This window comes from Exiguobacterium sp. EA-TM-5, from assembly GCF_053878415.1.
This window is the reverse complement of the sequence record NZ_CM132670.1, coordinates 1,737,053-1,759,382: the sequence shown is the minus strand read 5'-3', so window position 1 is coordinate 1,759,382 and position 22,330 is coordinate 1,737,053. Positions and strand designations below refer to the sequence as shown.

The following is a 22,330-nucleotide window of genomic DNA, read 5'->3' as shown; positions in this document are numbered from 1 at the left end:
ACTTTACAGGTGATGATCTTTCATTAATTCTCAGAGTCATCTCCACTATTATTCGGATTATTATTATTGTTATTGTTGTTGTTTCGTTCCGCTGGTGCATTGGAGTTACTTTGAGCATTTGCACCATCATTCGATGAAGGTTCATCCGTCGTTGGTTCATCCGTCGTCGGCTCATCCGTCGTTGGTTCATCCGTCGTCGGTTCATCCGTCGTTGGTTCATCCGTCGTTGGTTCATCCGTCGTTGGTTCATCCGTCGTCGGTTCATCCGTCGTCGGTTCATCCGTCGTCGGTTCATCCGTCGTCGGTTCATCCGTCGTCGGCTCATCCGTCGTTGGTTCATCCGTCGTCGGTTCATCTGCTTCAGGATCTGTGACCGTGACCGTCGTTGAGACTGGACCTGATTCCTCGCCAGAAGCTTTCGCAACGACTTGGAATGTCGATCGTCCTGGTTTCAAACCATTGATGGCGATACGATTTGTAGTGCTCGTTCCGACTGTCGATGACTTCCCATCAGCATCTGTCATCGTCACTTCAAACGATACATCATCATACCCATTGGCTCGTAACGCAGCATCGTTATAGTTCCAAGTTAGTTCACCGCTCTTTGTGTCTTCATCGTAAGATGCTTGTAATCCAGTCGGAGCGGGTACTGTCTTTTTTTCAACGACAGGCTCTTTCGTCCCTTTCACATACAATTCATTTCCGATACTAAGGACAGAACTAGGTTGTTTGAATGGTGCTGGTGTACGATCGCGTGTTTTTGTGATGAAATCTTTCCAGATTTGCTGTGCCATCGTGCTGTTATACGGACCACTTAGTCCAGATCCATTGTTATTTCCAGACTTCGTCGTTCCTGTCCAGACACTGATTGAGACATCAGACGTATACCCTGCAAACCAGACATCTTTATAAGCATTCGTAGTCCCAGTCTTACCGGCTGCATCAAATGACAATCCGGCGCTTGGGAACGTACCACCTGGTTTTAAGACATCACGAAGCATATCCGTTAACATGTATGCCGTGTAGTCTTCCATCGCTTTTTTCGATTTGACAGGCGACTTGATTTTTGATCCATCACTATATTCAATCGATTTGATCAGGTGTGGCTTAATATAATCGCCACCGTTTCCGAGTGTCGCGTAAGCTCCAGCCATCTCAGTCGTATTGAATCCGTGTTTCATCCCACCAATTGCATAAGCTGGAGAAATCGATTCATCGTTTTCTAATTTCAAACCTGATTTTTCAGCAAATGTTTGAACTTGGTCACCACCGATTTCTTGGAACGTTTGAATAGCTGGTGTGTTCGCTGAGATTTTTAACCAATGACGAATTGTGTTCGTACCACGGTATCCATCATAATAGTTTCCAATCTCTTTGCCGTTGACTTCTGTTGGTTTATCCGTCAATTGTTTCGCAGTCGACCATTTATCATTTTCGATTGCTGGACCATAGGCAAAGAATGGTTTTGCAGACGATCCCGGTTGATGTGGCTCATTTGCGTAGTTACGTCGCGCTGTACCTTTACCTGGATTTTTTCCGTCAACGACAGCTAAAATCTCACCCGTTTGTGTATTCACCGCCGAAGCAGCTGTTTCTGCATATTCGGGCATCTTAACGATTTGATCTTTTTTGATTGCTTCATTCATATAGTCATGCATCGGTTTATCGATCGATGTATAGATTTTTAACCCTTGACCATAGATGTCTTTCCCTTCTAAGCCAAAATCATCTTCTAACTCTTTTGATACCATATCGAAGATGACACTATCATAAGACTCATCCTTTGTTGACTTCGGTGCCGGATTGATCAATTTTGAGATCGGCTGCTTCACTGCTTTATCTCGTTGTGCTTCTGTAATGACGCCTGTCGTCTGCATCGCATTGAGGACTTGCGTCTGACGCCATTTCGTTAACTTTGGATCTCCTTTAATTGGATCATATGCTGTCGGACGCTGCGGGAGTCCTGCAAGCATCGCAGCTTCCGCATAATTTAATTTATTTACAGGCTTATTGAAGTATGCTTTTGAAGCTGTCTGGATCCCGAATGAATTTTGTCCATAATAGTTTTTGTTCAAATACATCTCTAAAATTTGATCTTTCGTATAGTCCTGTTCTAAACGAATCGCGAGCCATTGCTCTTGGACTTTCCGTGTAATCGTCTTATCAAAGCTGAGGAACGATTGTTTGACGACCTGTTGTGTAATCGTCGAAGCCCCTTCAGAACCAAATCCGTCTGTCACGTTTGCAATGATGGCTCCACCAAGACGACGGAAATCAATCCCGTTGTGCTGATAGAAACGACGATCCTCGATCGAAATGAATGCGTCCTTCACTACTTCTGGGACTTCATCAATCGAGACGTACTCTCGGCTCGTTCCGCCTTTCGTAATTTCTTTCTTATTGCTTGCGTAAATTTTTAGCGGCAACGCATCACGTAATTCTGCTTCATCCAGTTCAGGAGCAGTAGCTACGGCATACGCTGCAAAACCACCACCAATCAGCATCATTAAGATGAATAGACCGGTAGCAATCAACAATAATTTTTTCCAAAGTGGACCTTTCCCACCAGAACCGCCACCTGACTTCTTCTTTTGAGGACGTTTTGTCCGTTTCATCTTTTTCTCAGATGACTTGGTCTCTTCACGACGTGCGACACGACTTCTTTCCATATGCTATCCTTCTCCTTCAATCAAAAAGTGTCTGAATTGAAATATAGTTCGTCCACTGCCTTTAAATAATCGATGGCAGGGTACGCTCCAGTCTCGACTCTAATACCGTCTTGTTCGATTGCTGTCAGCGGAATTGATTTCCGTCCGCTTTCTAGCTGATCCCACCAGGGGAACACGTGCTCGACTGAAAGCACATATTGCACATTATACAGACTGAATCGAATGATGACAAAACAAATTCCTCCATGTTCGACACATTGACGCATGTGTGCGATTTGATGGGGGTGAAAATTTTTTATTGGGAAAGAGGTTTTATTCGTCGTCTCTTTCGCTTCGAAATCAATATATTTTCCACGATACACACCATTATAATCGGTTGTCGACGGTTGCTTGAAATAGGCCTCCTTAACGACAGCAGCTGATCGCTTTGGATAATCGACTTGGACAATTTGTAACGGAGTGGGTTTCTTGTGAATGATTGCCCGATTATGGGTTAGATAAAACGTATTGCTTTCATTCAATAATTTTTCGAGCGTCATTCCTCGATTTGAAAAGGTTGACTCGGTTGATCGCGCCTTCTTAATTTGGGTTCCATGCGACTCGAGTGGCTTTTGAAATTTTTTCCCATTCGGGTAATTCAAAACGATTCCCCTCCTATCGCGTTTATTGTACCATGATATGTGATTGTACCGTATCGGCCGAGAGGAGTAGTTAAAAACCAATGACAATTGAACCGTTATTACAAGAGATTGAACGTATTTATCAAGAAGGACGTGCCGGAACCGAATATGACTTTAATCGAGACGTCGTGCCGTTCGTTGAACGAGCTGATCAATTGATAGCTGAGTGGCAAATGAATGCCCAAGATAGTCCATACCTACGACCGAACATGGTTGAAAGTGCAGTCGATCAACTGAAGCAAATTTCTGTTCAAGCCTTTCAACCGAAAACGAGTCTGAAACGTTTTAATGAAACGATTAAATCCGTTCGTTATATTGATCGATTAATGAACGGAGAAGAATAACAATTAAAAACAGGAATTATCTTCCTTGAGTCGAACACCTTATCTATGAGGAAATGTTTCTAAGTTTCCACTTGTCGGGCTATAGCTTTTCAGCCGCCTAGCGTGTAAAGTGGCATCAAGAGCATTTCTTTCTAAAAGACTGTGTAATTATCGTGCAATTGGAGGAGATTCATTTGAACAAACGGGTACAATCGAACGTCAAAGGCGTTGATGTCAAAGGATTTCCTAAGAACTCAACCCCTGCCCCGAAGAAATACATTATGTTCGTCGACGAAACTGGGACGCCAAAGGGTAATACACAATTCAACTTAACCGGCGTCTTGATGGAATATAAATATGCCATTGATTCGGATGAGACAGGTGAACCAAGTCCGCTTCGCAAACGCTTGATGGATTTCAAGGCAAAAGTCTTTGAAGATCCACATATTCCGCTCCATCTTAAAGAAATCTTAAAAGCGGAGCATCCTTACGGTAAGGAAGACGGCATCACGATTGATATGTTGCGTCACTTTTGGATTGCCTTGCCGGAATTTCTCGTTGATATCGATTGTACGATCGTCAGTGTCGAAGTCGATAAACAGAAGCTACAAGACTTTTTCTCGACTCCGAAGGATCCGTATGTCGTCGCCTTCGCTCATTTGATGAAGTCATTTTATTCCTTCCTCGATGAGACAGAAGCAACGAGTGCTCGCGTCGTTCTTGAGAGTCGTGATGATTATCAGAACTTGTTGATTCAAAAAGCGTTTTTCGATATCTTCAATTCAGGAACGGTTCATCTCGACGTCGAAAAAAGTCGTCAAAAAATCAAAGGCTTCATCTTTGCTGAAAAAGACAGCGACCTCTACCAATCCGGTCTTGAGATTGCCGATTTGGTCTGCTTACCTTTATCCCGCGTTCGTCGAGGTGTCATCGAGGTAAAACCACGGTTTGTCCATTATGGGGACGAAAACCGGATTTTTAAGGCCATCAAAGATAAAATTTATATTCGCCGCGATAGCCCAGACCAAGATTTCCGAAACTGGGGCTTCAAGAAGGTACCGATCACGAAAAAGCGTCGTGAGTGGTCTGATACTCCTTGGAATGGATAATATGCATAAAAACAGTGGATCCGAAACCGGATCCACTGTTTTTATGGTGTAGCTAATCCTTTTGTTCTTTTTTTGCCCTCTCGACACATGTCGAGTAACGGGCATGCTTCACAGTTCGGACGTTGTGCCTTACAGTGATACCGTCCAAAAAAGATGAACTGATGATGCAGTTTCGACCAACGCTCTCGCTTGAAACGACGCATCAAGGTCGCTTCGACCTGTGTGACGTTATCTTTCCAGCGACAGATCCCGAGGCGTTTTGAAACACGTTCAACATGTGTGTCGACAGCAAATGCCGGGACATCGAAAGCAACAGATAAGACAACGTTCGCCGTCTTACGTCCAACACCAGGCAATGCTTCTAGACCCGCTCGCTCTGTCGGAACTTCACCGTCATGTCGTTCGAGTAATTGTGCCGCAAGCGCCTTGATGTTTTTCGCTTTATTCCGATACAAACCAAGACGTTTAATTTTATCTTCGATTTCCTCGACCGGTGCCGCAGCAAGTGAAGAGGGATCCGGATAAGCTGCAAATAATCCAGGCGTCACCTGATTGACAAGTACGTCGGTCGCTTGTGCACTCAGTGCAACGGCGACGACTAGTTCAAACGGATTGCGGTGAATCAGCTCACAAAATGCATCCGGAAACATCTCTTCTAACGTCGCTTCAATCCGATCGATTTCAGCCTTCCGTAACATCTACTCAGCCTCCCCGTCCGGCAAGATCCTCAAGTGTTTTAATGCCTTCGCGTTCCCACGTTCGTAGAATTTGATTGATATAAGTCATCTTGCGAACGTTATGATAGACCGCTTCTCGAAGTGCAGCAAGTACAAGCTCTTCCGAAATATTCTCGATCGTCAACCACTGGATGATCTGCTCCATTTGGAACGGTGACATCATCCCGAGTTCTCGTTCGAATTGTTGGAAGACAGACGGGTTGATCGTATCAAAGTTCGGTGCTTCCTGTTCGGGTGGTGCCATCAGCTTTTCATAAAGTGGAACAAGCGAATAGCGTTCTGATCCACTGACGTTCTCCATCGCAAGCAGCCCTTTTTGTAACAAACCAAGCGTCGTCTCAATGGTTTCCGTCTCAGATAATCCGAGACGATTACTTAACTCTTCCGGAGAAGGCATTTCCATCCCTTCCGCCCGACAAGCGAATAATTGACCAATTAACGTGAACTCGACAAAACTAATGCCTAACCGTTTTGCCTCCGTGAACAACCGCTTCGGTAAGACGACCGTCCCTTCCTCGAATAATTGAACTAAATTATGATTCATCGTATTTCCTCGATTCTCTAGTCTAAACAAGAAATCGACCCGTCGAGACGATGGGTCGATGTTTTTCCTTACTGCTTATGGATAGAGGCGGTTCAGCAAACGTGGGAACGGAATCGTTTCCCGAACGTGCTCGACACCTGTAATCCAAGCGACTGTCCGCTCTAAACCAAGACCGAAGCCACTGTGTGGAACAGAACCGTATTGGCGTGTTTCGAGATACCATTTATAAGCACCCGTTTCGTCAAGACCATGTTTCTTCATCTCAGCGAGGAGTTTCTCGTGATCTTCTTCACGTTGCGATCCTCCGACGATTTCACCATAGCCTTCAGGAGCAATCAAATCATCACATAGAACGAAGTCTGGGTTTTCCGGATCTTCTTTCATGTAGAACGGTTTAATTGCTTTAGGCCAGTGCGTGATGAAGACAGGACGTGCAAAGCTGTTGGCGATTGCAGTCTCGTGTGGTGCTCCGAAATCGTCTCCGAATTCGATATCGTCGAATCCTTGCTCTTTGAGCATGTCGATCGCTTCCGTATACTTGACGCGCGGGAACGGTGCGTTGATGTTTTCAAGGACCGTCAAGTCACGACCAAGCAACTCGAGTTCAGCACGACAGTTTTTTAATGCCGATTGAACGAGATGCGAGACGTAGTTTTCCTGAACCTCGAGGTTCATCTCGTGATCGTGGAACGCCATCTCAGGCTCCATCATCCAGAATTCGATCAAGTGACGGCGTGTCTTTGATTTTTCAGCACGGAACGTTGGTCCGAACGAGAAGACCTTACCAAGTGCCATTGCTGCCGCTTCCATGTAGAGTTGACCTGATTGTGACAGGTAGGCATCTTCATCGAAATATTTCGTGTGGAACAATTCTGTCGTTCCTTCTGGTGCACTACCAGTTAAGATTGGCGGATCGACTTTGATGAATCCTTCTTGGTTGAAGAATTCGTACGTCGCACGAATCAATTCGTTTCGGACGACCATTACAGCGTGCTGACGTTTCGAACGTAACCAAAGGTGGCGATTATCCATCAAGAAGTCTGTACCGTGTGCTTTTGGTGTAATTGGATAATCGATTGCTTCATGGATGACTTCAATCTTTGAAATTTCCATTTCATGACCGATCGCTGTCCGACCACCATCTGATTTAATGACACCTGTCACCCAAAGTGATGATTCTTGTGTTAAGCCTTTTGCTTGTTTGAACAAGTCTTCGCCAACTGTTTCTTTAACGACAACCCCTTGCATGAAACCAGAGCCATCTCGTAGTTGGAGGAAGGCGATTTTACCGCTTGAGCGTTTGTTCGCTAACCAACACCCAATCGTCACTTCTTCTCCTACATGTTTGTTTACATCCCGAATCATTGCTTTCAACAGTCAACATCCTCTCTCTATTAAACGGCTGTATGTGCCGTGATGAATCCTTCAATCCGGTCGAGTGCCTCTAAGACACGCGCCGGATCTGTCGCGTAAGATAGACGGACATAGTCCGGTGCCCCAAATCCTGAACCCGGAATCAAGGCGACTTTTGCTTCAGATAAAACAGCTGTACACCAGTCATCGACATTATCGAATCCACACATCTCGGCAGCCTGCTTTGCATGTGGGAACAAGTAGAATGCTCCTTCCGGCTTCAGACACGTCAATCCTTTAATTTCGATGAGTCGTGCGTAGATTTTTTCAAGTCGCTCCTCGAAGATGACACGCATCGCTTCGACCGGTGCATCTCCTTCTGCATATGCAGCAACCGACGCCGCTTGCGCAATCGATGTCGGATTCGATGTCGAGTGACTCGCTAAGTTCGTCATCGCCGCGATGATCTCTTTCGGTCCAATTGCATATCCGATCCGCCAACCTGTCATCGCATGGGATTTTGAGACACCATTGATGATGACCGTCCGTTCGCGCATTTCTGGTAAAGAAGCGATTGAGATATGCGTCGCACCGTTATAAAGTAACTTCTCATAAATCTCGTCACTAATGACGAGTAAGTCATGCTTGATTGCGATATCCGCTACCATCTCAAGCTCTTCTTTTGAATAGACCATTCCCGTCGGATTTGATGGCGAGTTCAAGACAAGTGCTTTCGTGTTCGATGTGATATGTTGCTCGAGCAATTCCCGTGTCACTTTAAAACGAGACGATTCATCTGTTTCAAGAATGACAGGGACGCCGTCACTGAGTTTGATTTGTTCCGGATAACTGACCCAATAAGGTGCTGGGACGATGACTTCATCGCCTGGATCGAGAATCGCTTGGAATAATGTCGAAAGTGCATGTTTTGCTCCTGAAGCTACCATGACTTCCGAGCGTTCATATGGCATCCATAAGTCACGGCGTGTCTTTTCAATGATCGCATCCTTCAAGGCAACAGTTCCGCCAGACGGCGTATACTTCGTATCGCCCGCTTCTGCTGCTTCAAATGCTGCTTGGATGATGAATTCCGGTGTATTGAAGTCGGGCTCTCCCGCACCTAAACCGATGATGTCTTGACCTTCTTCACGTAGTGCCTTGGCTTTCGCTGTAATGGCTAGCGTTGTAGATGGTGTCAATTGTCGTACGCGTTTCGATAACATGTCGCCCACTCCCTTTACTTGATTCGTAATCGTTTGATGAAAGAACCTTCTTGATACGTATAATACGAATAATCATAGCCTGTTTCCGTCTTCGAAACGATCTCGATGACGGCACGATCCTCAAAGCCGTACTTAGCAGACACGATGTCCCCTAGTTCTGGATGATCTGCGACGACTGTCTTAATGGCAATACCATCAGCAATCGGTCGTGTCTCAATCTTTCCTTTTTTCGGAACGAACGCCCGTACCGCCTGTCCGCTCTGCTTCATCGTAAAAACGACATATTGGCGTTTCCCGTTAAAGACAGATTCGAACCGGACGTCCGTCGGTTTGAGTTCTTTTTTCAGACGCGTCTCTGCTTGTTCAGCGACGCTCTGTTCCCGGTCTTTTGCCTCAGCGATCGTCACCTGATAAACGGCGGTGCCAAGTACAGTCAAAAGGATGAGTGCACTCAGCAGACCAAGCGTAATTTTCCACTTCATGTGCGGTAGATGGTAAAGACCATCTGCTCCTTGTCTTTTTCATCGAGAGCAAGACCGAACATTAAATCTTCCGTCTTTAGCGTCCGATTCAATAAGTCGACGATTTTATACGTATCGTCATGGCGGTTCACTTTGACGGTCGCAAGTGTTTCAATTTTTGAATCCATCTGTATGTCCTCCCTCATTTTTCTCTATCTATTATAATGCGATAGGGTTTATCTGAATAGACTCAATCGCCATCATTCAAGAACAATTCTAATTCTGCTGTTAGTTCGTCGAGTGGTTTTGATAAAACAGGAACTTTCGGAAGACTCGTGACGAAGCGTTTTCCGTAACGCGTCGTTTCAATCCGGCGATCAAGTACGAAGACAACACCTCGATCGTTCGTCGTCCGAATCAGACGACCAAATCCTTGCTTAAACCGAATGATTGCTTGCGGTAGACTGTACTCGAAAAATGATGATTTTCCGAGTTTCTCAATGCGTTCTGACCGTGCTTGGACGATTGGTTGATCAGGTGGAGCAAACGGTAAACGAACGATGACGAGACAACTGAGGTCATCTCCGGGAATGTCGACACCTTCCCAAAAGCTAGCAGTTCCGAACAAGATACAGGCATCAAGTTGCTTGAACTGCTTCATGAGTCGTTGCCGCGAACCTTGCGTGACGCCTTGTGATAACAGTGTAAAGCGTTCCGGAAGCAACGGTTTCGTTGCCTCATGCGTCAGTCTTAATAAATCGTTTGATGTAAATAAGACGAGCATTCGCCCTTCCGTTACCTCCGCGATCTGTAAGATTGCTTCCGCGATCGTTTCCGCGAATTCCGGTAACGGAACATCTTGTAATAACGGAAGATCCGTTGGAATCATCAATCGTACATTATCCGCATACCCAAACGGTGAAGGGACGACGAACCGTCGTGTATCAAAAGCGTCAAGTCCTAATCGGTTCTCAATGAATTGGAACTTGTTCGAGACGGTCAACGTCGCAGACGTAAGGATACATGTTCGTTTCGAAAAAACATCGCGTCGCAGTCGCTCTGAAATATCGATCGGTTGGGTATACACCCGTGTCAGTTTCCGGTTCTTCACGGACGTCTCGATCCAAGATACCGTTTCGTCGTGCGGTGCAAGCATCGTCTCGAAGATGGCGAGTTCTGCTTCTTCGATTTGTGACGTAATCGCTTTTAAATCGGCAACGAGTGAACGCTCGCGATAACTCATCTGTTCCCGATGTTCATGGAACAGTTTGTGAATGGCACGGATGGCCTGACGTAAGCGGCGCAAAACCAATTCCACCCGTTTGGCACTCTCCTGAACGGCACGCATCGAGCGATCGAGTCGCTTAAAACGAATGCTGACCATCCCTTCCCGTCGTGCTTTTCGGGAAGCCAATTCAAGTCCATACGCTTGAATGATCATCAATAGACCGTCTGCTTCTTCGAGCAACGTCGTCAATGCCTCATCAACCGTCTCACTGTGCGCTTCGACCATCTCGGAAATGTCCCATTCCTCCGACAGATCAAGCAAGCGGTGTAACAGTTTTTTATCGGACGAATACCCAAGCTGTCGGAACAGACGATCAAACGTATGTCCATCAAAGACGAGACCAAAATGATGACTCGCAACTTCTTCGATTTGGTGCGCCTCGTCGAGGATCAACGGACTTCCTTTCGGTAAGACTCCTGCCTCGAATTGCAAGTCACTAAATAACAAAGCATGGTTCGTGACGATGATCGTCGCATCTTTCGCTTGGCGAATCGCATGCTGAAAGAAGTCCCGACTGTACCATGGATCAAATCGTCCAAGCTGTGACTGACTATCGGACTGAATCAACTGCTTGATCCCGATATTTCCTTGTGCCGCACCACCCGGTAAGCTGACTTCTTCTAAATCTCCCGTTTCCGTCTCCGTTAACCAGACGAGCAGAATCGCTTTTGCGAGCGTAAAGTTGTAAGCATCTTCTTGATCATTTAAGAAAAATTCGAACTTCCGTAAATCGATATAGTTACTCCGTCCTTTGAGAAGCGCAATCTGAACTGGCGCATCGAACAGTTGACGTAACAACGGTAAATCACGCGCAAACAGTTGTTCCTGTAATTGAATCGTATGCGTACTGACGACGATCGGTACTTCATGTTCGAGCGCGTAATGCGCTGCCGGGACAAGATAACCGAGCGATTTTCCGGTTCCTGTCCCTGCTTCGACGAGTAACGGCGCTTCTTGATCAAGCGACTGATAGACATGCCGCATCATTTCGAGTTGCCCACGACGTTCTTCATACCCTTCGAACAAACGAGGAAACGTGACAGCATTTAATTCGTCAACAAACGGTCCGAACGGTTCAAGAACGGGCGGATGCGTCAAGCGTTCGATCGTCTGGCGTTTTTTTAAGGCGATTTTTCGAAAACGGTCGAATCGTACATCCTCTTCGATACCGACCAAGCGAATCGCATGATCAATTTCCTCTTCGATGGCGCTGAACAGACGTGGTGATAAACGTCTTAAGTGCTTCAACGTCTCAAGCGGCAACGTATGTAGTCGTTTGAGTAGTTCAAGTAACAATTCAGCTGTCGCTGAAGCATCACTTCCTGCCCGGTGCGCTTCTTGATGAGCAAGGCTTAAAGACTCTGACAGATGCGAGAGCGCATGACTTTCCGCTGTTGGAAGTAAGATCCGCGCAAGTTCGACCGTATCGATGACCGGTCCCGAATACGGCAAATAGCCTTCTTCTTCTAATGCATCATTTAAAAAATTCAAATCGAACTGCACATTATGGGCGACAAAGACACCACCATCGAGTAATGACAAAACGCGTGGTGCGATGATATCAAATGTCTCGGCATCTTTGACATCCTCATCCGTAATGCCCGTCAACTGGGAAATGAACGGAGGAATCGGCTGTGTCGGACGTACGAAGGCAGACAATTGTTCTGTCAATTGTCCATCCTCAATGACCGCCATTCCGATCTCAATCATCTCATCGCCAGCTTTTATGGAGTGACCTGTCGTTTCCAGGTCGACTACGACGTATTTTTTCTTCAACACTGATCCTCCACCTTTAATCCATCCTCTCCATGATTGGATGGCATCTCATTCTTCATCTTAACAAAAAAAGAGACCCGCTGGCATGATCGGGTCTCTAAAATTTCATAAGATCGTGTGGGCGATTTCTTGAGACAACATTTGTGTGATGTCATTTTGTTCGTTCAAAACAGCTACTTTTGGTACGTGCGTCGCGATTTCTTCCGTCGATAGTTGTGCATACGCCATGATAATGACTTCATCACCGACTTGGAAATGGCGTGCTGCTGCACCGTTCAAACAGATGACACCTGATCCACGTGCACCTTTGATGGCATACGTTTCAATCCGCGCACCGTTCTGATTGTTCGTCACTTGTACTTTTTCGTTTTCCAAAATCCCGACAGCGTCGAGTAAATCCTCATCAATCGTAATCGATCCAACGTAGTGTAAGTTCGCCTCAGTTACCCGGGCTTTGTGTAGTTTGGCGTGCATGAATGTGCGTAACATCGTCATGCTCCTCTCGTATATAGTAAATTATCGATCAAGCGTGCCGATGCAAACTGCACGGCGACAGCTAGGAGAATCGTCGTCGTTTGTTCAGTGACGGGTCGTAGCGATGGATAGTCGACGGCTTCGACGTAATCAATCGTCGTCCCATCAAATTGCAGCGCATCGCGCGTCTGCTCGAGAACTATTTCGATCGCTTCACCTTGGTCAAGCGCTTGTTTCGCTTGCTGCAGTGCCTGCTGGATACCTGGGGCTTGCGTGCGTTCCGTATCCGATAGATAGACATTACGTGACGATTTCGCCAGTCCATCCTCTTCGCGAATGATTGGGCAACGAACGATTTCAACTGGAACGAAATAGTCTGCAACGTACGCTTCGATCAACGCAAGTTGTTGGGCATCTTTTAAACCGAAGTACGCCCGAGTTGGACGAACGACGTTCAATAGTTTGCTGACGACTGTCAACACACCGTCAAAATGCCCCGGTCGAGACGCACCACATAAGACATCGTCCCCCGAACGGACCGTAACACGAGCCATATCGAGCGGATACATCGTCTCATTCGTCGGATAAAACAGATAATCGACCCCTTCTGCTTCCGCAATCTTCTGATCGCGTTCTGCGTCTCGTGGATAACGATCCAAGTCTTCATTTGGTCCGAATTGCGTCGGATTGACAAAAATACTCAAGACAACGACATCATTCTCTTGGCGTGCTTGTTTGAGCAATGAGGCATGTCCTTCATGCAAGAATCCCATCGTCGGTACGAACCCGATAGAATCGTGTCCTGATAAGACGTCCCGTAACGCTTTTACATCTTGAATGATCTTCATTCCTTGTTTCCTCCGTAAAGCGCACCAATTAGCTCTTCATCCATTTGGAATGAATGAGCAAGTTCCGGGAACGTTCCTGCTTTCACATCTTTGACATAAGCCGCAATCGCTTCTGTTCCTGAAGCATTCCAGTTCGTGTACGCTTTAACGAACTTCGGTAAACGACCAACCCCATACGTCAAGATATCATGATAGACAAGGACTTGACCGGCAACATCAGCTCCGGCACCAATCCCGATGACAGGAATCGTAACCAGTTCTTGAATCCGCTTTGCGAGCGGGTGTGGCACACACTCAAGTACGAGCATCTTCGCACCAGCACGCTCTGCTTCCAAACTATCTGCAATCAGTTGTTCGGCTGCTTCTAATGATTTCCCTTGGACTTTGAATCCTTCCAGGACTCCAACGGATTGTGGTGTTAATCCGAGATGCGCGACGCAAGGCATTCCAGCATCCGTCAAACGACGAATCGTTTTTAAGATGTCTCCTGCCCCTTCTAGTTTCAGAGCGTCTGCCTGCGATTCTTGGAAGATGCGCGCTGCAGCTTCGAGTGTTCGATCAAATGAACCGTGGTAACTTGCGAACGGCATATCGACGATCATGAACGTTTGTGGTGCTCCCCGGCGTACTGCGCGCGCATGATGGACCATGTCGTCGACCGTGACGGCAATCGTTGAATCATAGCCGAGGATGACGTTCCCGAGGGAGTCCCCGACGAGCAGCATATCAACACCTGCTGCTTCCGATAATTTTGCTGAAGGATAGTCATATGCTGTCAACATGACGAGCTTTTCACCAGCTTGTTGTTTTTTTAATAGTGGACCCATTGTGTGCATTGTGTTCTCTCCTTACGTGTGTAGGGAGGACAAAAGGAAAACGCCTTTCTTTCCAAAATAAACGCATGCGGAAAGAAGGCGGAATAATTGAATATCGTCCTTCTGTCCCTGTCCGTTAAGATCAAGGCAGTTGAAACAGCTAAAACTGGCACCTGTCAATTCGGTATGGTTCCAATAAGCGGATACCATCCGTGGCTTTATTATACATGACAGGAAAAGGTCCCTGCAAACCGTCTGATTCAAGAACTCACTCTTTTTCCCAGTAAACGAGCTCAGCTGAGTGAAAACGAGTCTCGCCCGCGTCGGTCTGGATCCGAATCGTTCCGGTCTCGTCAATACCAAGCAGTGTTCCAGAAGCTGTCGCTTGGCGCGTCCGTAAAGTTACGGTTTCGTGCAATCGGTCAGAAAGGTATTCCCAATCGGCAACAAACGAACCAAATCCTAATTCAAGCCATTGTGTATAAAGCAGTTCGAACTGATTAAGGAAACGACCGACGACTTCCGCTCGACGAAACGACTGTCCCGTCTCTTTTGCGAGGGAAGTCGCCCGATTCTCGATTCCTTCAGAGAACTGTTGATGGTGCACATTGATGCCAATTCCAATAATGACGGAACTAATCCGATCTGCCTCGGTCTGCATCTCAGTCAAGATGCCGGCGACCTTTCGACCATGAATCAGGATGTCGTTCGGCCATTTAATAGTGACTGGTGTATCAAGAGAACGTAATGTTTTCGCCAGTGCAATACCGGCTACGAGCGTTAATTGTCCGGCTTGATGCATCGGTACATCCGGACGGACGAGTAGACTCATCGCGATACCCTTGTTCTTTGCTTCATGCCAGGTCCGTCCTAGTTGCCCTCGTCCATTCGTCTGATGATCGCAGACGACGAGGGTTCCTTCTGCTGCTTGCTGCTGCGCTTGTTCGTGTGCAATCCGCTGCGTTGTATCGAGTTCGTCAAAATGAAGGATTTGTTGACCAAGACGTGATGTCGTTAACCATTGTTCAATCGCGATTGGTGTCAATAAATCACCTTCGTCGACTAATTGATAGCCTTGTTTTTTATTGGAGATGATGTGATAGCCTTCATCCTTTAATGTTTGCATATGTTTCCAAATGGCGGTACGTGAAATATTTAGAGTCTCTGCTAATTCTTGTCCTGAATACCAAGTCCGCTTGCGTAGTGCCATCAGGATTTGTTCTCGGACTGTATGTGCCAACGGTTTACCTCCTCCATCAATGTGGCTTGATCATTTCGGAAAGCCTGTTCGATGACGCCGTACTCTAGATGCAACAGCGCTTCTTTGATCTGTTGTTTTCGAAGACCAAAACGAATCATATCTTTTCCGTCTACTGCAAGCTCTTTTCGTCCACGAATCGGTAAGTCCGATCGATCCGGATAATCGATTCCTGTCATTTGGCGCAGCATGTCCAGTTCCTCATCCGATAACTGATAACGATCCCAATCCGTTAAAGGACGATGGAGCAGTGGGACCAGGCGCGCAGCGAGCCGCATTTGTTGTTTCGACCGTTTCCAACGGGTTAATTGCTCACGCGTTAGACCGGCATCGAGCACAAGTGTCCAGACGGCGTCCTTTGAGACGCCTCGTAGTGATTGCTTAGCAAGAGCTTCTATAATCACTGCGTCCATCCCGGGTAGGTACTCTTCAATCCCAGTCCGTAGTATCGCGTTAAGTGCCTGCTGCTTTCCTGGTCCGAGTAATAGCTTTTCAAACTCAATCGCAATCCGCTCAATCGCAACAGCAGCTAGATGTGGGGCGAGTTCCGTAATCGCTTGTTCAGTTGTAGGATCAAGATCGAACTCGAGTTGACTCATGAAACGAAATGCCCGCATCATGCGAAGTGCGTCCTCATTAAAGCGTTCCTTCGGCGCACCGACCGTACGGATGATCCGCTCTTTGATGTCACGTTCACCGCCAAATAAATCGACGCGCCCCGTAGGTCTAAGTGCCATTGCATTAATCGTGAAGTCACGTCGTGTCAAATCTTCTTCCAGACTTACGCCAAGCGTTACCGCATCCGGACGCCTGCGATCGCTATATGTCGCTTCAGAACGGAATGTCGTGATTTCATACGGCACGTGGTTTAGGACGACTGTCACGGTTCCGTGCTCAAGGCCTGTCGGAATGACGACCGGGAATAAATCGATGATCTGTTCCGGTAACATTGAACTGGCTAAGTCATAGTCTCCTGGTATTCGGTCAAGCAACATGTCACGAACGGCGCCACCCACGATGTAGGCTTCACCCCCCGCCTGTTCGATCGTTTCAATGATGTGATGTGCGCCTTCAAGCAAGTTCATGACGTGCACACACCCGTTCATACACTTGTTCATAGCGACGGACGATCTCATTCGAATCGAAACGACGACGCGTATCGCGAATCCCCTCTTCTCTCATTCGTTCGCGTAACATCGGATCATCTGCAAGTTCACCGATACGCGCTGCAGCCATTTTGACATCGTAGGTCGGAACGATATACCCAGTCACCCCGTCCTGAATGACTTCTGGTAATCCACCTGCTGTCGAAACGACACTCGGGACACCAATCGCCATTGCTTCGAGAACGACAAGTCCAAACGCCTCTTTTTCAGACAACAAGACATGAATGTCGCTGATGGCGAGCAATTGCGCGACATGTTCCTGTTTACCGGCAAAGATGACCTTATCGTCAATACCAAGTTCCTTCGCACGCCGTCTCGTTTGCCCCATCTCTGGACCATCGCCGACGAGCAATAGACGCATCTTCCGATCTTTCGCTGCGATTGCGAATGCAGCAAGTGTATCGTCGATTCGTTTGACGGGTCGGAAGTTCGAGATATGAATGACAACGACTTCATCTGACTCGATGCCGTAGTGTCGTTTCAAACGTTCGTCACGCATCGGATAATAGACACTCTCATCAATCGAGTTCGCAATGACATCGATGTCGTAGTGCGCGTTAAGCGTTGCATTCGTCTCAAGCGCTAGACTTTCTGAGACGGCCGTAACCGCATCCGATCGTTCGATACCATACCGGATGGCCGGTTGCATCTCTAAGTCTTGTCCGATGACCGTGATGTCCGTACCATGCAACGTCGTCACGACAGCGACACCTTTTTTCTTCGCCATGTTTCGACCGAGATCAGCACAGACCGCATGCGGCACAGCATAATGGGCATGAATGACATCAAGATCGAATAGATCAATGATTTCTGCTACTTTCGATGCTAGTGTAATGTCATAAGGGGGATATTTAAAAACGGAATACTGGTTGACTTCCACCAAGTGTACCGTGATGTTCGGGCGATATTCCGTCAGTCGAAACGGCATGCTCGACGTAATGAAGTGAACGTCATGTCCACGATCCGCCAGTTTCATACCGAGCTCTGTTGCGACGACGCCACTCCCGCCAACAGAGGGATAACAAAGGATTCCAATTGCTTTTTTCATGATACAACCACACTCTCTTTATGACTTCTATTCGTCTCTATTCTAAGCAATATCGATCGGAATGACCATACTGATCACTTTTCGACTAATTTTCTGAGGAAAAGCTAGTCTTTTTCCGACCGTGCCGTTACCCTAGAGAAAGAGTCTTGATTTGAAAGGAGCATACGGAAATGGCACCTCCATTCCAGTTTCCGATTCGGATCCAGAACATCCTCTGGATTTTAGTCGGATCATTTATCTTTGCTTTTGGTATTTATCATTTTAACGTGCAAAACGAATTAGCTGAAGGCGGCTTTACAGGAATTACCCTGATCTTAAAAGGCTTGTTTGGATTATCTCCATCGATCACGAACTTAGTCCTAAACGTTCCGCTTTTTTTCGTCAGTTATAAAATTCTTGGTCGGACGACCTTCGTCTATACGTTGATTGGGACATTCAGCTTTTCCTTTTGGTACGGACTAATCTCGAAGTATTCACCACTCGTGATTGACCTTCGAGACGATATGGTCCTCGCTGCTTTGTTCGCTGGTGTTTTCATCGGGGTCGGTCTCGGCATCATCTTCAACAACGGCGGTACGACAGGTGGTGTCGATATTATCGCGCGTCTGACGAAACGTTACTTCGGATGGTCGATTGGTCGCACGTTCTTGATCTTCGATTTCTTCGTCATCGTCGCTTCCTTGACGTATCTCGACTATAAACAGGCGATGTATACGTTACTCGCCGTCTACGTCGGTGCTCGTGTCATTGATTGGATGCAAGAAGGCACGTACGCCGGAAAAGCGGCAATGATCATCAGTGATCACCGGACGGAAATCGCGGACGGTATCCATGCGACGATGAACCGGGGAACGACACGATTGATTGCAAAAGGTGGTTATTCGGGACGCGACCTCGAAGTGTTATATGTCGTTGTCGCCCGCAACGAGATCAATCGCTTGAAGACACTTGTTAAAAGTGTCGATCAACATGCTTTCATTACGTTACATGATGTCTATGAAGTGACGGGAGAAGGGTTTACGTTCGATGAAAACCGGGTTCCGATCAAAGAAACCTAAGTAGACAAAAACACGGATTGCTCGTTTGAGCAATCCGTGTTTTTTACTTAATCATCACTTGACGGGTTAAAAACGATCAATGCAAGACGAAGGAATTCGGCAACGGCAACAAGTGTTGCAGCTACATACGTCCAAGCCGCTGCATTTAAGACACGGCGTGAACCACGCTCTTCTTCCGCATCGATGATTCCGTGTTCCGTCAACTGTGCCATTGCACGGTTTGAGGCATCAAACTCAACTGGTAACGTGACGAGTTGGAAAATGACGGCACCGAGCATCAAGACGACACCGAGCATCGCTAGACCACTCAACCCAGCAAATAGACCAACCAACAACAGCGGGAACGATAAATTCGATGTAATCGACGCGACAGGTGCAATCCGGTGACGGACACGCATCATATTATAGTCCGTCGCATCTTGAATGACGTGACCGATTTCGTGTGCTGCAATCGAAACAGCTGAGACCGTCGAACCATAGTAGACGTCTTCAGACAAACGAACGACTTTGTTCGTCGGGTCATAATGATCGGACATCGTTCCACCAATCGGCTCGAGTCGAACGTTCGTGATGCCGTTTTGCTTCATGATGAAGTCGGCAACCTGCGCTCCCGTCACCCCACTCTGAATCGGAACATCTTGATACTTTTTATACGTGCTCCGCACGCGCATCTGAGCCCAAATCGGGACGATGATGATGATCGCGAGATAGATCAAATAGTTTGCCACGAGACATTGTTCCTTTCTTTTTTTGATTATAGGTCTATTTTATGTTCAAGTGATCTTATTGTCAATTGAATCGCGCGCGACAAGGAGATATCCCATCAAAAGACATAATCCCGTCAACCAGAAGGAACCATATCCGATCCACTGGATATGTTCCGCAAGTGCCGGGTAACGTGGCCATTGCCCGAGGACATAATCGACAATGTCGTTATGAATGACCCAAATCGCGACAAGAACAAGTTCCTTAACACGAAACGTCATTAGCGGACTATACAGTAACGCTTGAAACGCCATCGCTCCGTGTGACACCATCAACATCAGTGCCATCGCTGTTAAGAACGGATTTTCTGTTCCGAGCTGATTCAACATCAAGGCATTCATGACGACTGCCCAAACCCCATATTTGATCAATGTCACGAAGGCAAGTGCTTCAAACAACCGGGAACGTCGTCCAAAAATCCAGAGAAAGACGATGATCGTAAAGAACAGTGATGCAGTTGGGCTATCTGGTATGAACGGATAATAATACCACTTTGATGTAGCAAGTTGTGGTTCGTACCAGTAGTAACCGTATAAGGTGCCTGCTAAGTTGATCAATCCGACGACCCAGAGCACCGCTTTATGACGGAGTAACGTAAGTAATCCTTGCAATCGTTTCACCTCATCATCGACAAAAGCCGGAGGATTGCTCCCCCGGCTTTTGGCTTATTTATTGTTTTCGCCGCCTTCACCGTATGAAGCGATGAATTTCGCAAGTTCCTTATGATCTGCATCTGATCCTTTGAACTGACCAGCGGGCATCGAACCGACACCTTTGACTGCAATATCATAAATCTCTTTTTCTGTCTTTTTCGTACCGACGAGCGCTGGAGCTGCTGCGCCACCCTCGAGGTTCTTACCATGACAGTTGACACATGACTGGTTCGAATAAATTTCGTATCCTTTTGCTGATGTATCAATTTTCGGTCCTTCGTCCATCGTCAACTCACCTTGTTTGTGGATTGTATCCCAGTGAGTCGTTTGAACAGATTCCCATGTCAAGAAGACGATCGAGACGACTGCAAGGAGCATCATGCTGACTGCGATCGGACGTTTCGCAGGACGACGTTCAAGACCTTGGTCGAGCCATGGCGCGACGAGAAGTGCTGTGAACGCAAGACCTGGAAGGATGACCGTACCCATCAAAATGTATGGACCTGCAGCGAATTGGTATTTCAAGAGCTGATAGAGGAATAGGAAGTACCAGTCCGGAAGTGGAATGTACGACGTATTCGTCGGATCGGCAATGTTTTGAAGTGGTGCTGCTTCAACGATTGTCAGTGTCATGAAGCCAATCAAGAAGACCGCTCCAACCATCCATTCGCGAAGTAAGAAGTTTGGCCAGAACGCTTCCGTTCGACCTGGATATTCCGAATAGTCTTTCGACTTGTTCGGCATCCGGTTGTTGATCGACACCCGTGAATCGGTGACGAATTTCATTCCTTTACCACGATGCATCGTGTTCTCCCCCTTTTTTGTTGTCTAGATGATAGTCGGTTTAAAGTGGTCCAGAGATCCCTTGTTTACGGATCATCATGAAGTGGGCCCCGAGCAAGACGAACAATGCTGCAGGAAGGAAGAAGACGTGAATCGCAAAGAATCGAGCGATTGTACTTGCGCCGACGATTTCTCCACCCGCAAGGAGGGTCTTCGCGATACCACCGATGACCGGAATACTTTCAGCAATCTGAATTGTAACTTTCGTTGCGAACAAGGCTTTCATGTCCCAAGGCAATAGGTATCCTGTCAGACCGAGAGCTAAGACGACGAAGAACAAGAGTACTCCGACAACCCAGTTCAATTCACGTGGTTTTTTGTATGAACCAGTGAAGAAGACACGTAATGTATGTAAGAACAACATTACGATAACAACAGATGCGCCCCAGTGGTGCATACCACGAACGATTTGTCCGTGCGCGACTTCGTTTTGAAGATAATAGACGGACGCGTGTGCGTTGATGATGTCCGGTACATAATACATCGTCAAGAACATCCCCGAAAGAATCTGGATGACGATCGTAAAGAACGTCAATCCGCCAAAACAATAAACGAAAGCTGAAAAGTTATGTGCCGGGTTGACGTGCTCCGGTACTTCATGATCGGCGATGTCTCGCCAGAGCGGCGTAATGTCAACGCGCTCATCAATCCAATCATAGATTTTTTGCATCATCGCTTACGCACCTCTTTCGACTGGTTTACCAAGATAGAGGTAACCATCTTTCTGTTGCATTTCATACTCATCGAGTGGTTTCGTTGGAGGCGTACCAGGTACGTTCGTGCCATCCTTCGTATACCGTCCGAAGTGACATGGGCAATAGAATTGCTCCGGGTGCGTTGGATCTGCGCCGAAGCTGACTTGGCAACCTAAGTGTTTACAAATCGGTGAAAGAGCAAGAATTTCTCCCTTATCATCTTTGAACACCCAAGCAGACAATGTTTCTTCGAACTCATACCACGCATCTTGCGTTTGTTTCTTGAAGTCGACCCGTTTTGGTTCTGTCGTGATATCCGACAACTTCATTACTTTTACTTTATCGCCTGCTCCTGATTTCTTCAGGACTGGATCAACTGCGAAGTTGACCATCGGCATGACCATTGTCGCCGCCATGAAACCGCCGACGCCTGTCAATGTATACGTCAAGAATTGACGACGTGTTACGTTAGACCCGTTTTGAGCCATCTCGATCCCCCCTTGTGATGTACGCTGTGCCCCAAGACGACAGTACTTCACACAAA

23 protein-coding genes are annotated in these 22,330 nt (G+C 46.9%); 3 read left to right on the top strand and 20 right to left on the bottom strand.

Annotation, left to right across the window (positions count from 1 at the left end; genetic code table 11):
• Window positions 1–23: 23 nt before the first annotated feature.
• Entirely contained in the window at window positions 24–2,669 is a 2,646-nt protein-coding gene (locus tag ACV3PA_RS08995) for a PBP1A family penicillin-binding protein (RefSeq protein ID WP_456124470.1), read from the bottom strand.
• A 20-nt stretch (window positions 2,670–2,689) separates the two neighbouring features.
• Entirely contained in the window at window positions 2,690–3,316 is a 627-nt protein-coding gene (gene recU, locus ACV3PA_RS08990; protein WP_456125960.1) for a Holliday junction resolvase RecU, read from the bottom strand.
• 74 nt (window positions 3,317–3,390) lie between these two features.
• Here recU and ACV3PA_RS08985 point away from each other — a divergent pair, with 74 nt between their 5' ends.
• Entirely contained in the window at window positions 3,391–3,693 is a 303-nt protein-coding gene (locus tag ACV3PA_RS08985) for a DUF1798 family protein (RefSeq protein ID WP_456124469.1), read from the top strand.
• 173 nt (window positions 3,694–3,866) lie between these two features.
• Window positions 3,867–4,781, top strand: coding sequence for a DUF3800 domain-containing protein (locus tag ACV3PA_RS08980; protein WP_053453711.1), 915 nt, complete (start codon window positions 3,867–3,869; stop codon window positions 4,779–4,781).
• Between the two features lie 41 nt (window positions 4,782–4,822).
• Here ACV3PA_RS08980 and nth read toward each other — a convergent pair whose 3' ends face one another.
• From nth to bshA, 13 genes are all read right to left on the bottom strand, one after another.
• On the bottom strand, window positions 4,823–5,479 hold the full coding sequence (gene nth / locus ACV3PA_RS08975; RefSeq protein ID WP_053453712.1) for an endonuclease III: 657 nt from the start codon (window positions 5,477–5,479) through the stop codon (window positions 4,823–4,825).
• A gap of 4 nt (window positions 5,480–5,483) precedes the next feature.
• The gene (locus ACV3PA_RS08970; RefSeq protein WP_053453713.1) at window positions 5,484–6,062 is read right to left on the bottom strand and encodes a DnaD domain-containing protein; all 579 of its coding nucleotides are present in this window, start codon (window positions 6,060–6,062) and stop codon (window positions 5,484–5,486) included.
• Window positions 6,063–6,137: 75 nt separating this feature from the next.
• Complete coding sequence (gene asnS / locus ACV3PA_RS08965; protein ID WP_235504924.1) at window positions 6,138–7,427, bottom strand: asparagine--tRNA ligase; 1,290 nt, start codon at window positions 7,425–7,427, stop codon at window positions 6,138–6,140.
• Between the two features lie 29 nt (window positions 7,428–7,456).
• A complete protein-coding gene (locus tag ACV3PA_RS08960; RefSeq protein ID WP_456124468.1) occupies window positions 7,457–8,638 on the bottom strand; it encodes a pyridoxal phosphate-dependent aminotransferase in 1,182 nt (393 codons plus the stop codon).
• A gap of 14 nt (window positions 8,639–8,652) precedes the next feature.
• On the bottom strand, window positions 8,653–9,120 hold the full coding sequence (locus ACV3PA_RS08955; RefSeq protein ID WP_053453716.1) for a hypothetical protein: 468 nt from the start codon (window positions 9,118–9,120) through the stop codon (window positions 8,653–8,655).
• Window positions 9,117–9,287: a YpmA family protein gene (locus tag ACV3PA_RS08950; protein ID WP_012370646.1), complete on the bottom strand. Its 171-nt coding sequence runs from the start codon at window positions 9,285–9,287 to the stop codon at window positions 9,117–9,119. The genes ACV3PA_RS08955 and ACV3PA_RS08950 overlap by 4 nt, the downstream gene beginning before the upstream one ends.
• Window positions 9,288–9,349: 62 nt before the next feature.
• Complete coding sequence (gene dinG / locus ACV3PA_RS08945) at window positions 9,350–12,166, bottom strand: ATP-dependent DNA helicase DinG (RefSeq protein WP_235504887.1); 2,817 nt, start codon at window positions 12,164–12,166, stop codon at window positions 9,350–9,352.
• Window positions 12,167–12,268: 102 nt separating this feature from the next.
• Window positions 12,269–12,652, bottom strand: coding sequence for an aspartate 1-decarboxylase (panD, locus tag ACV3PA_RS08940; protein WP_053453717.1), 384 nt, complete (start codon window positions 12,650–12,652; stop codon window positions 12,269–12,271).
• A gap of 2 nt (window positions 12,653–12,654) precedes the next feature.
• Entirely contained in the window at window positions 12,655–13,485 is an 831-nt protein-coding gene (gene panC, locus ACV3PA_RS08935; protein WP_053453718.1) for a pantoate--beta-alanine ligase, read from the bottom strand.
• Window positions 13,482–14,321, bottom strand: a complete 840-nt coding sequence (gene panB / locus ACV3PA_RS08930) for a 3-methyl-2-oxobutanoate hydroxymethyltransferase (protein ID WP_053453719.1) — start codon at window positions 14,319–14,321, stop codon at window positions 13,482–13,484. The genes panC and panB overlap by 4 nt, the downstream gene beginning before the upstream one ends.
• A gap of 247 nt (window positions 14,322–14,568) precedes the next feature.
• Complete coding sequence (locus tag ACV3PA_RS08925) at window positions 14,569–15,540, bottom strand: biotin--[acetyl-CoA-carboxylase] ligase (RefSeq protein WP_456124467.1); 972 nt, start codon at window positions 15,538–15,540, stop codon at window positions 14,569–14,571.
• Complete coding sequence (locus ACV3PA_RS08920; protein WP_456124466.1) at window positions 15,510–16,643, bottom strand: CCA tRNA nucleotidyltransferase; 1,134 nt, start codon at window positions 16,641–16,643, stop codon at window positions 15,510–15,512. Before ACV3PA_RS08920 ends, ACV3PA_RS08925 begins: the two co-directional genes overlap by 31 nt.
• Window positions 16,630–17,772 (bottom strand): N-acetyl-alpha-D-glucosaminyl L-malate synthase BshA, encoded by a 1,143-nt coding sequence (gene bshA / locus ACV3PA_RS08915; protein ID WP_053453720.1) that lies wholly within the window; start codon window positions 17,770–17,772, stop codon window positions 16,630–16,632. Before bshA ends, ACV3PA_RS08920 begins: the two co-directional genes overlap by 14 nt.
• 170 nt (window positions 17,773–17,942) lie before the next feature.
• On the opposite strand from bshA, the gene ACV3PA_RS08910 reads away from it, so the two are divergent.
• Window positions 17,943–18,830 carry a YitT family protein gene (locus ACV3PA_RS08910; protein WP_053453721.1) on the top strand — a complete coding sequence of 296 codons (888 nt, stop codon included), beginning with the start codon at window positions 17,943–17,945 and terminating at the stop codon, window positions 18,828–18,830.
• 47 nt (window positions 18,831–18,877) lie between these two features.
• On the opposite strand, the gene ACV3PA_RS08905 is transcribed toward ACV3PA_RS08910, so the two are convergent.
• From ACV3PA_RS08905 to ACV3PA_RS08885, 5 genes are read right to left on the bottom strand one after another with little or no spacing between them, the layout of a single operon-like run.
• Window positions 18,878–19,558 (bottom strand): zinc metallopeptidase, encoded by a 681-nt coding sequence (locus tag ACV3PA_RS08905; RefSeq protein WP_082318557.1) that lies wholly within the window; start codon window positions 19,556–19,558, stop codon window positions 18,878–18,880.
• A gap of 45 nt (window positions 19,559–19,603) precedes the next feature.
• Entirely contained in the window at window positions 19,604–20,206 is a 603-nt protein-coding gene (locus ACV3PA_RS08900; protein ID WP_456124465.1) for a DUF1405 domain-containing protein, read from the bottom strand.
• Window positions 20,207–20,260: 54 nt separating this feature from the next.
• On the bottom strand, window positions 20,261–21,052 hold the full coding sequence (locus ACV3PA_RS08895) for a menaquinol-cytochrome c reductase cytochrome b/c subunit (RefSeq protein ID WP_053453722.1): 792 nt from the start codon (window positions 21,050–21,052) through the stop codon (window positions 20,261–20,263).
• Window positions 21,053–21,092: 40 nt separating this feature from the next.
• A complete protein-coding gene (qcrB, locus tag ACV3PA_RS08890) occupies window positions 21,093–21,764 on the bottom strand; it encodes a menaquinol-cytochrome c reductase cytochrome b subunit (protein ID WP_012370658.1) in 672 nt (223 codons plus the stop codon).
• A gap of 3 nt (window positions 21,765–21,767) precedes the next feature.
• Window positions 21,768–22,274, bottom strand: a complete 507-nt coding sequence (locus ACV3PA_RS08885; RefSeq protein ID WP_035396830.1) for a ubiquinol-cytochrome c reductase iron-sulfur subunit — start codon at window positions 22,272–22,274, stop codon at window positions 21,768–21,770.
• Window positions 22,275–22,330: the final 56 nt, after the last annotated feature.

Bases quoted from the DNA above. Each gene is read 5' to 3' on its own strand.
- bshA (WP_053453720.1), bottom strand. From the start codon at position 17,772: ATGAAAAAAGCAATTGGAATCCTTTGTTATCCCTCTGTTGGCGGGAGT.
- panD (WP_053453717.1), bottom strand. From the start codon at position 12,652: ATGTTACGCACATTCATGCACGCCAAACTACACAAAGCCCGGGTAACT.
- ACV3PA_RS08920 (WP_456124466.1), bottom strand. From the start codon at position 16,643: ATGAACTTGCTTGAAGGCGCACATCACATCATTGAAACGATCGAACAG.
- ACV3PA_RS08895 (WP_053453722.1), bottom strand. From the start codon at position 21,052: ATGCATCGTGGTAAAGGAATGAAATTCGTCACCGATTCACGGGTGTCG.
- ACV3PA_RS08985 (WP_456124469.1), top strand. From the start codon at position 3,391: ATGACAATTGAACCGTTATTACAAGAGATTGAACGTATTTATCAAGAA.
- ACV3PA_RS08960 (WP_456124468.1), bottom strand. From the start codon at position 8,638: ATGTTATCGAAACGCGTACGACAATTGACACCATCTACAACGCTAGCC.
- asnS (WP_235504924.1), bottom strand. From the start codon at position 7,427: ATGATTCGGGATGTAAACAAACATGTAGGAGAAGAAGTGACGATTGGG.
- qcrB (WP_012370658.1), bottom strand. From the start codon at position 21,764: ATGATGCAAAAAATCTATGATTGGATTGATGAGCGCGTTGACATTACG.
- ACV3PA_RS08885 (WP_035396830.1), bottom strand. From the start codon at position 22,274: ATGGCTCAAAACGGGTCTAACGTAACACGTCGTCAATTCTTGACGTAT.
- ACV3PA_RS08910 (WP_053453721.1), top strand. From the start codon at position 17,943: ATGGCACCTCCATTCCAGTTTCCGATTCGGATCCAGAACATCCTCTGG.
- ACV3PA_RS08950 (WP_012370646.1), bottom strand. From the start codon at position 9,287: ATGGATTCAAAAATTGAAACACTTGCGACCGTCAAAGTGAACCGCCAT.
- panC (WP_053453718.1), bottom strand. From the start codon at position 13,485: ATGAAGATCATTCAAGATGTAAAAGCGTTACGGGACGTCTTATCAGGA.
- ACV3PA_RS08995 (WP_456124470.1), bottom strand. From the start codon at position 2,669: ATGGAAAGAAGTCGTGTCGCACGTCGTGAAGAGACCAAGTCATCTGAG.
- ACV3PA_RS08955 (WP_053453716.1), bottom strand. From the start codon at position 9,120: ATGAAGTGGAAAATTACGCTTGGTCTGCTGAGTGCACTCATCCTTTTG.
- ACV3PA_RS08970 (WP_053453713.1), bottom strand. From the start codon at position 6,062: ATGAATCATAATTTAGTTCAATTATTCGAGGAAGGGACGGTCGTCTTA.
- panB (WP_053453719.1), bottom strand. From the start codon at position 14,321: ATGCACACAATGGGTCCACTATTAAAAAAACAACAAGCTGGTGAAAAG.
- nth (WP_053453712.1), bottom strand. From the start codon at position 5,479: ATGTTACGGAAGGCTGAAATCGATCGGATTGAAGCGACGTTAGAAGAG.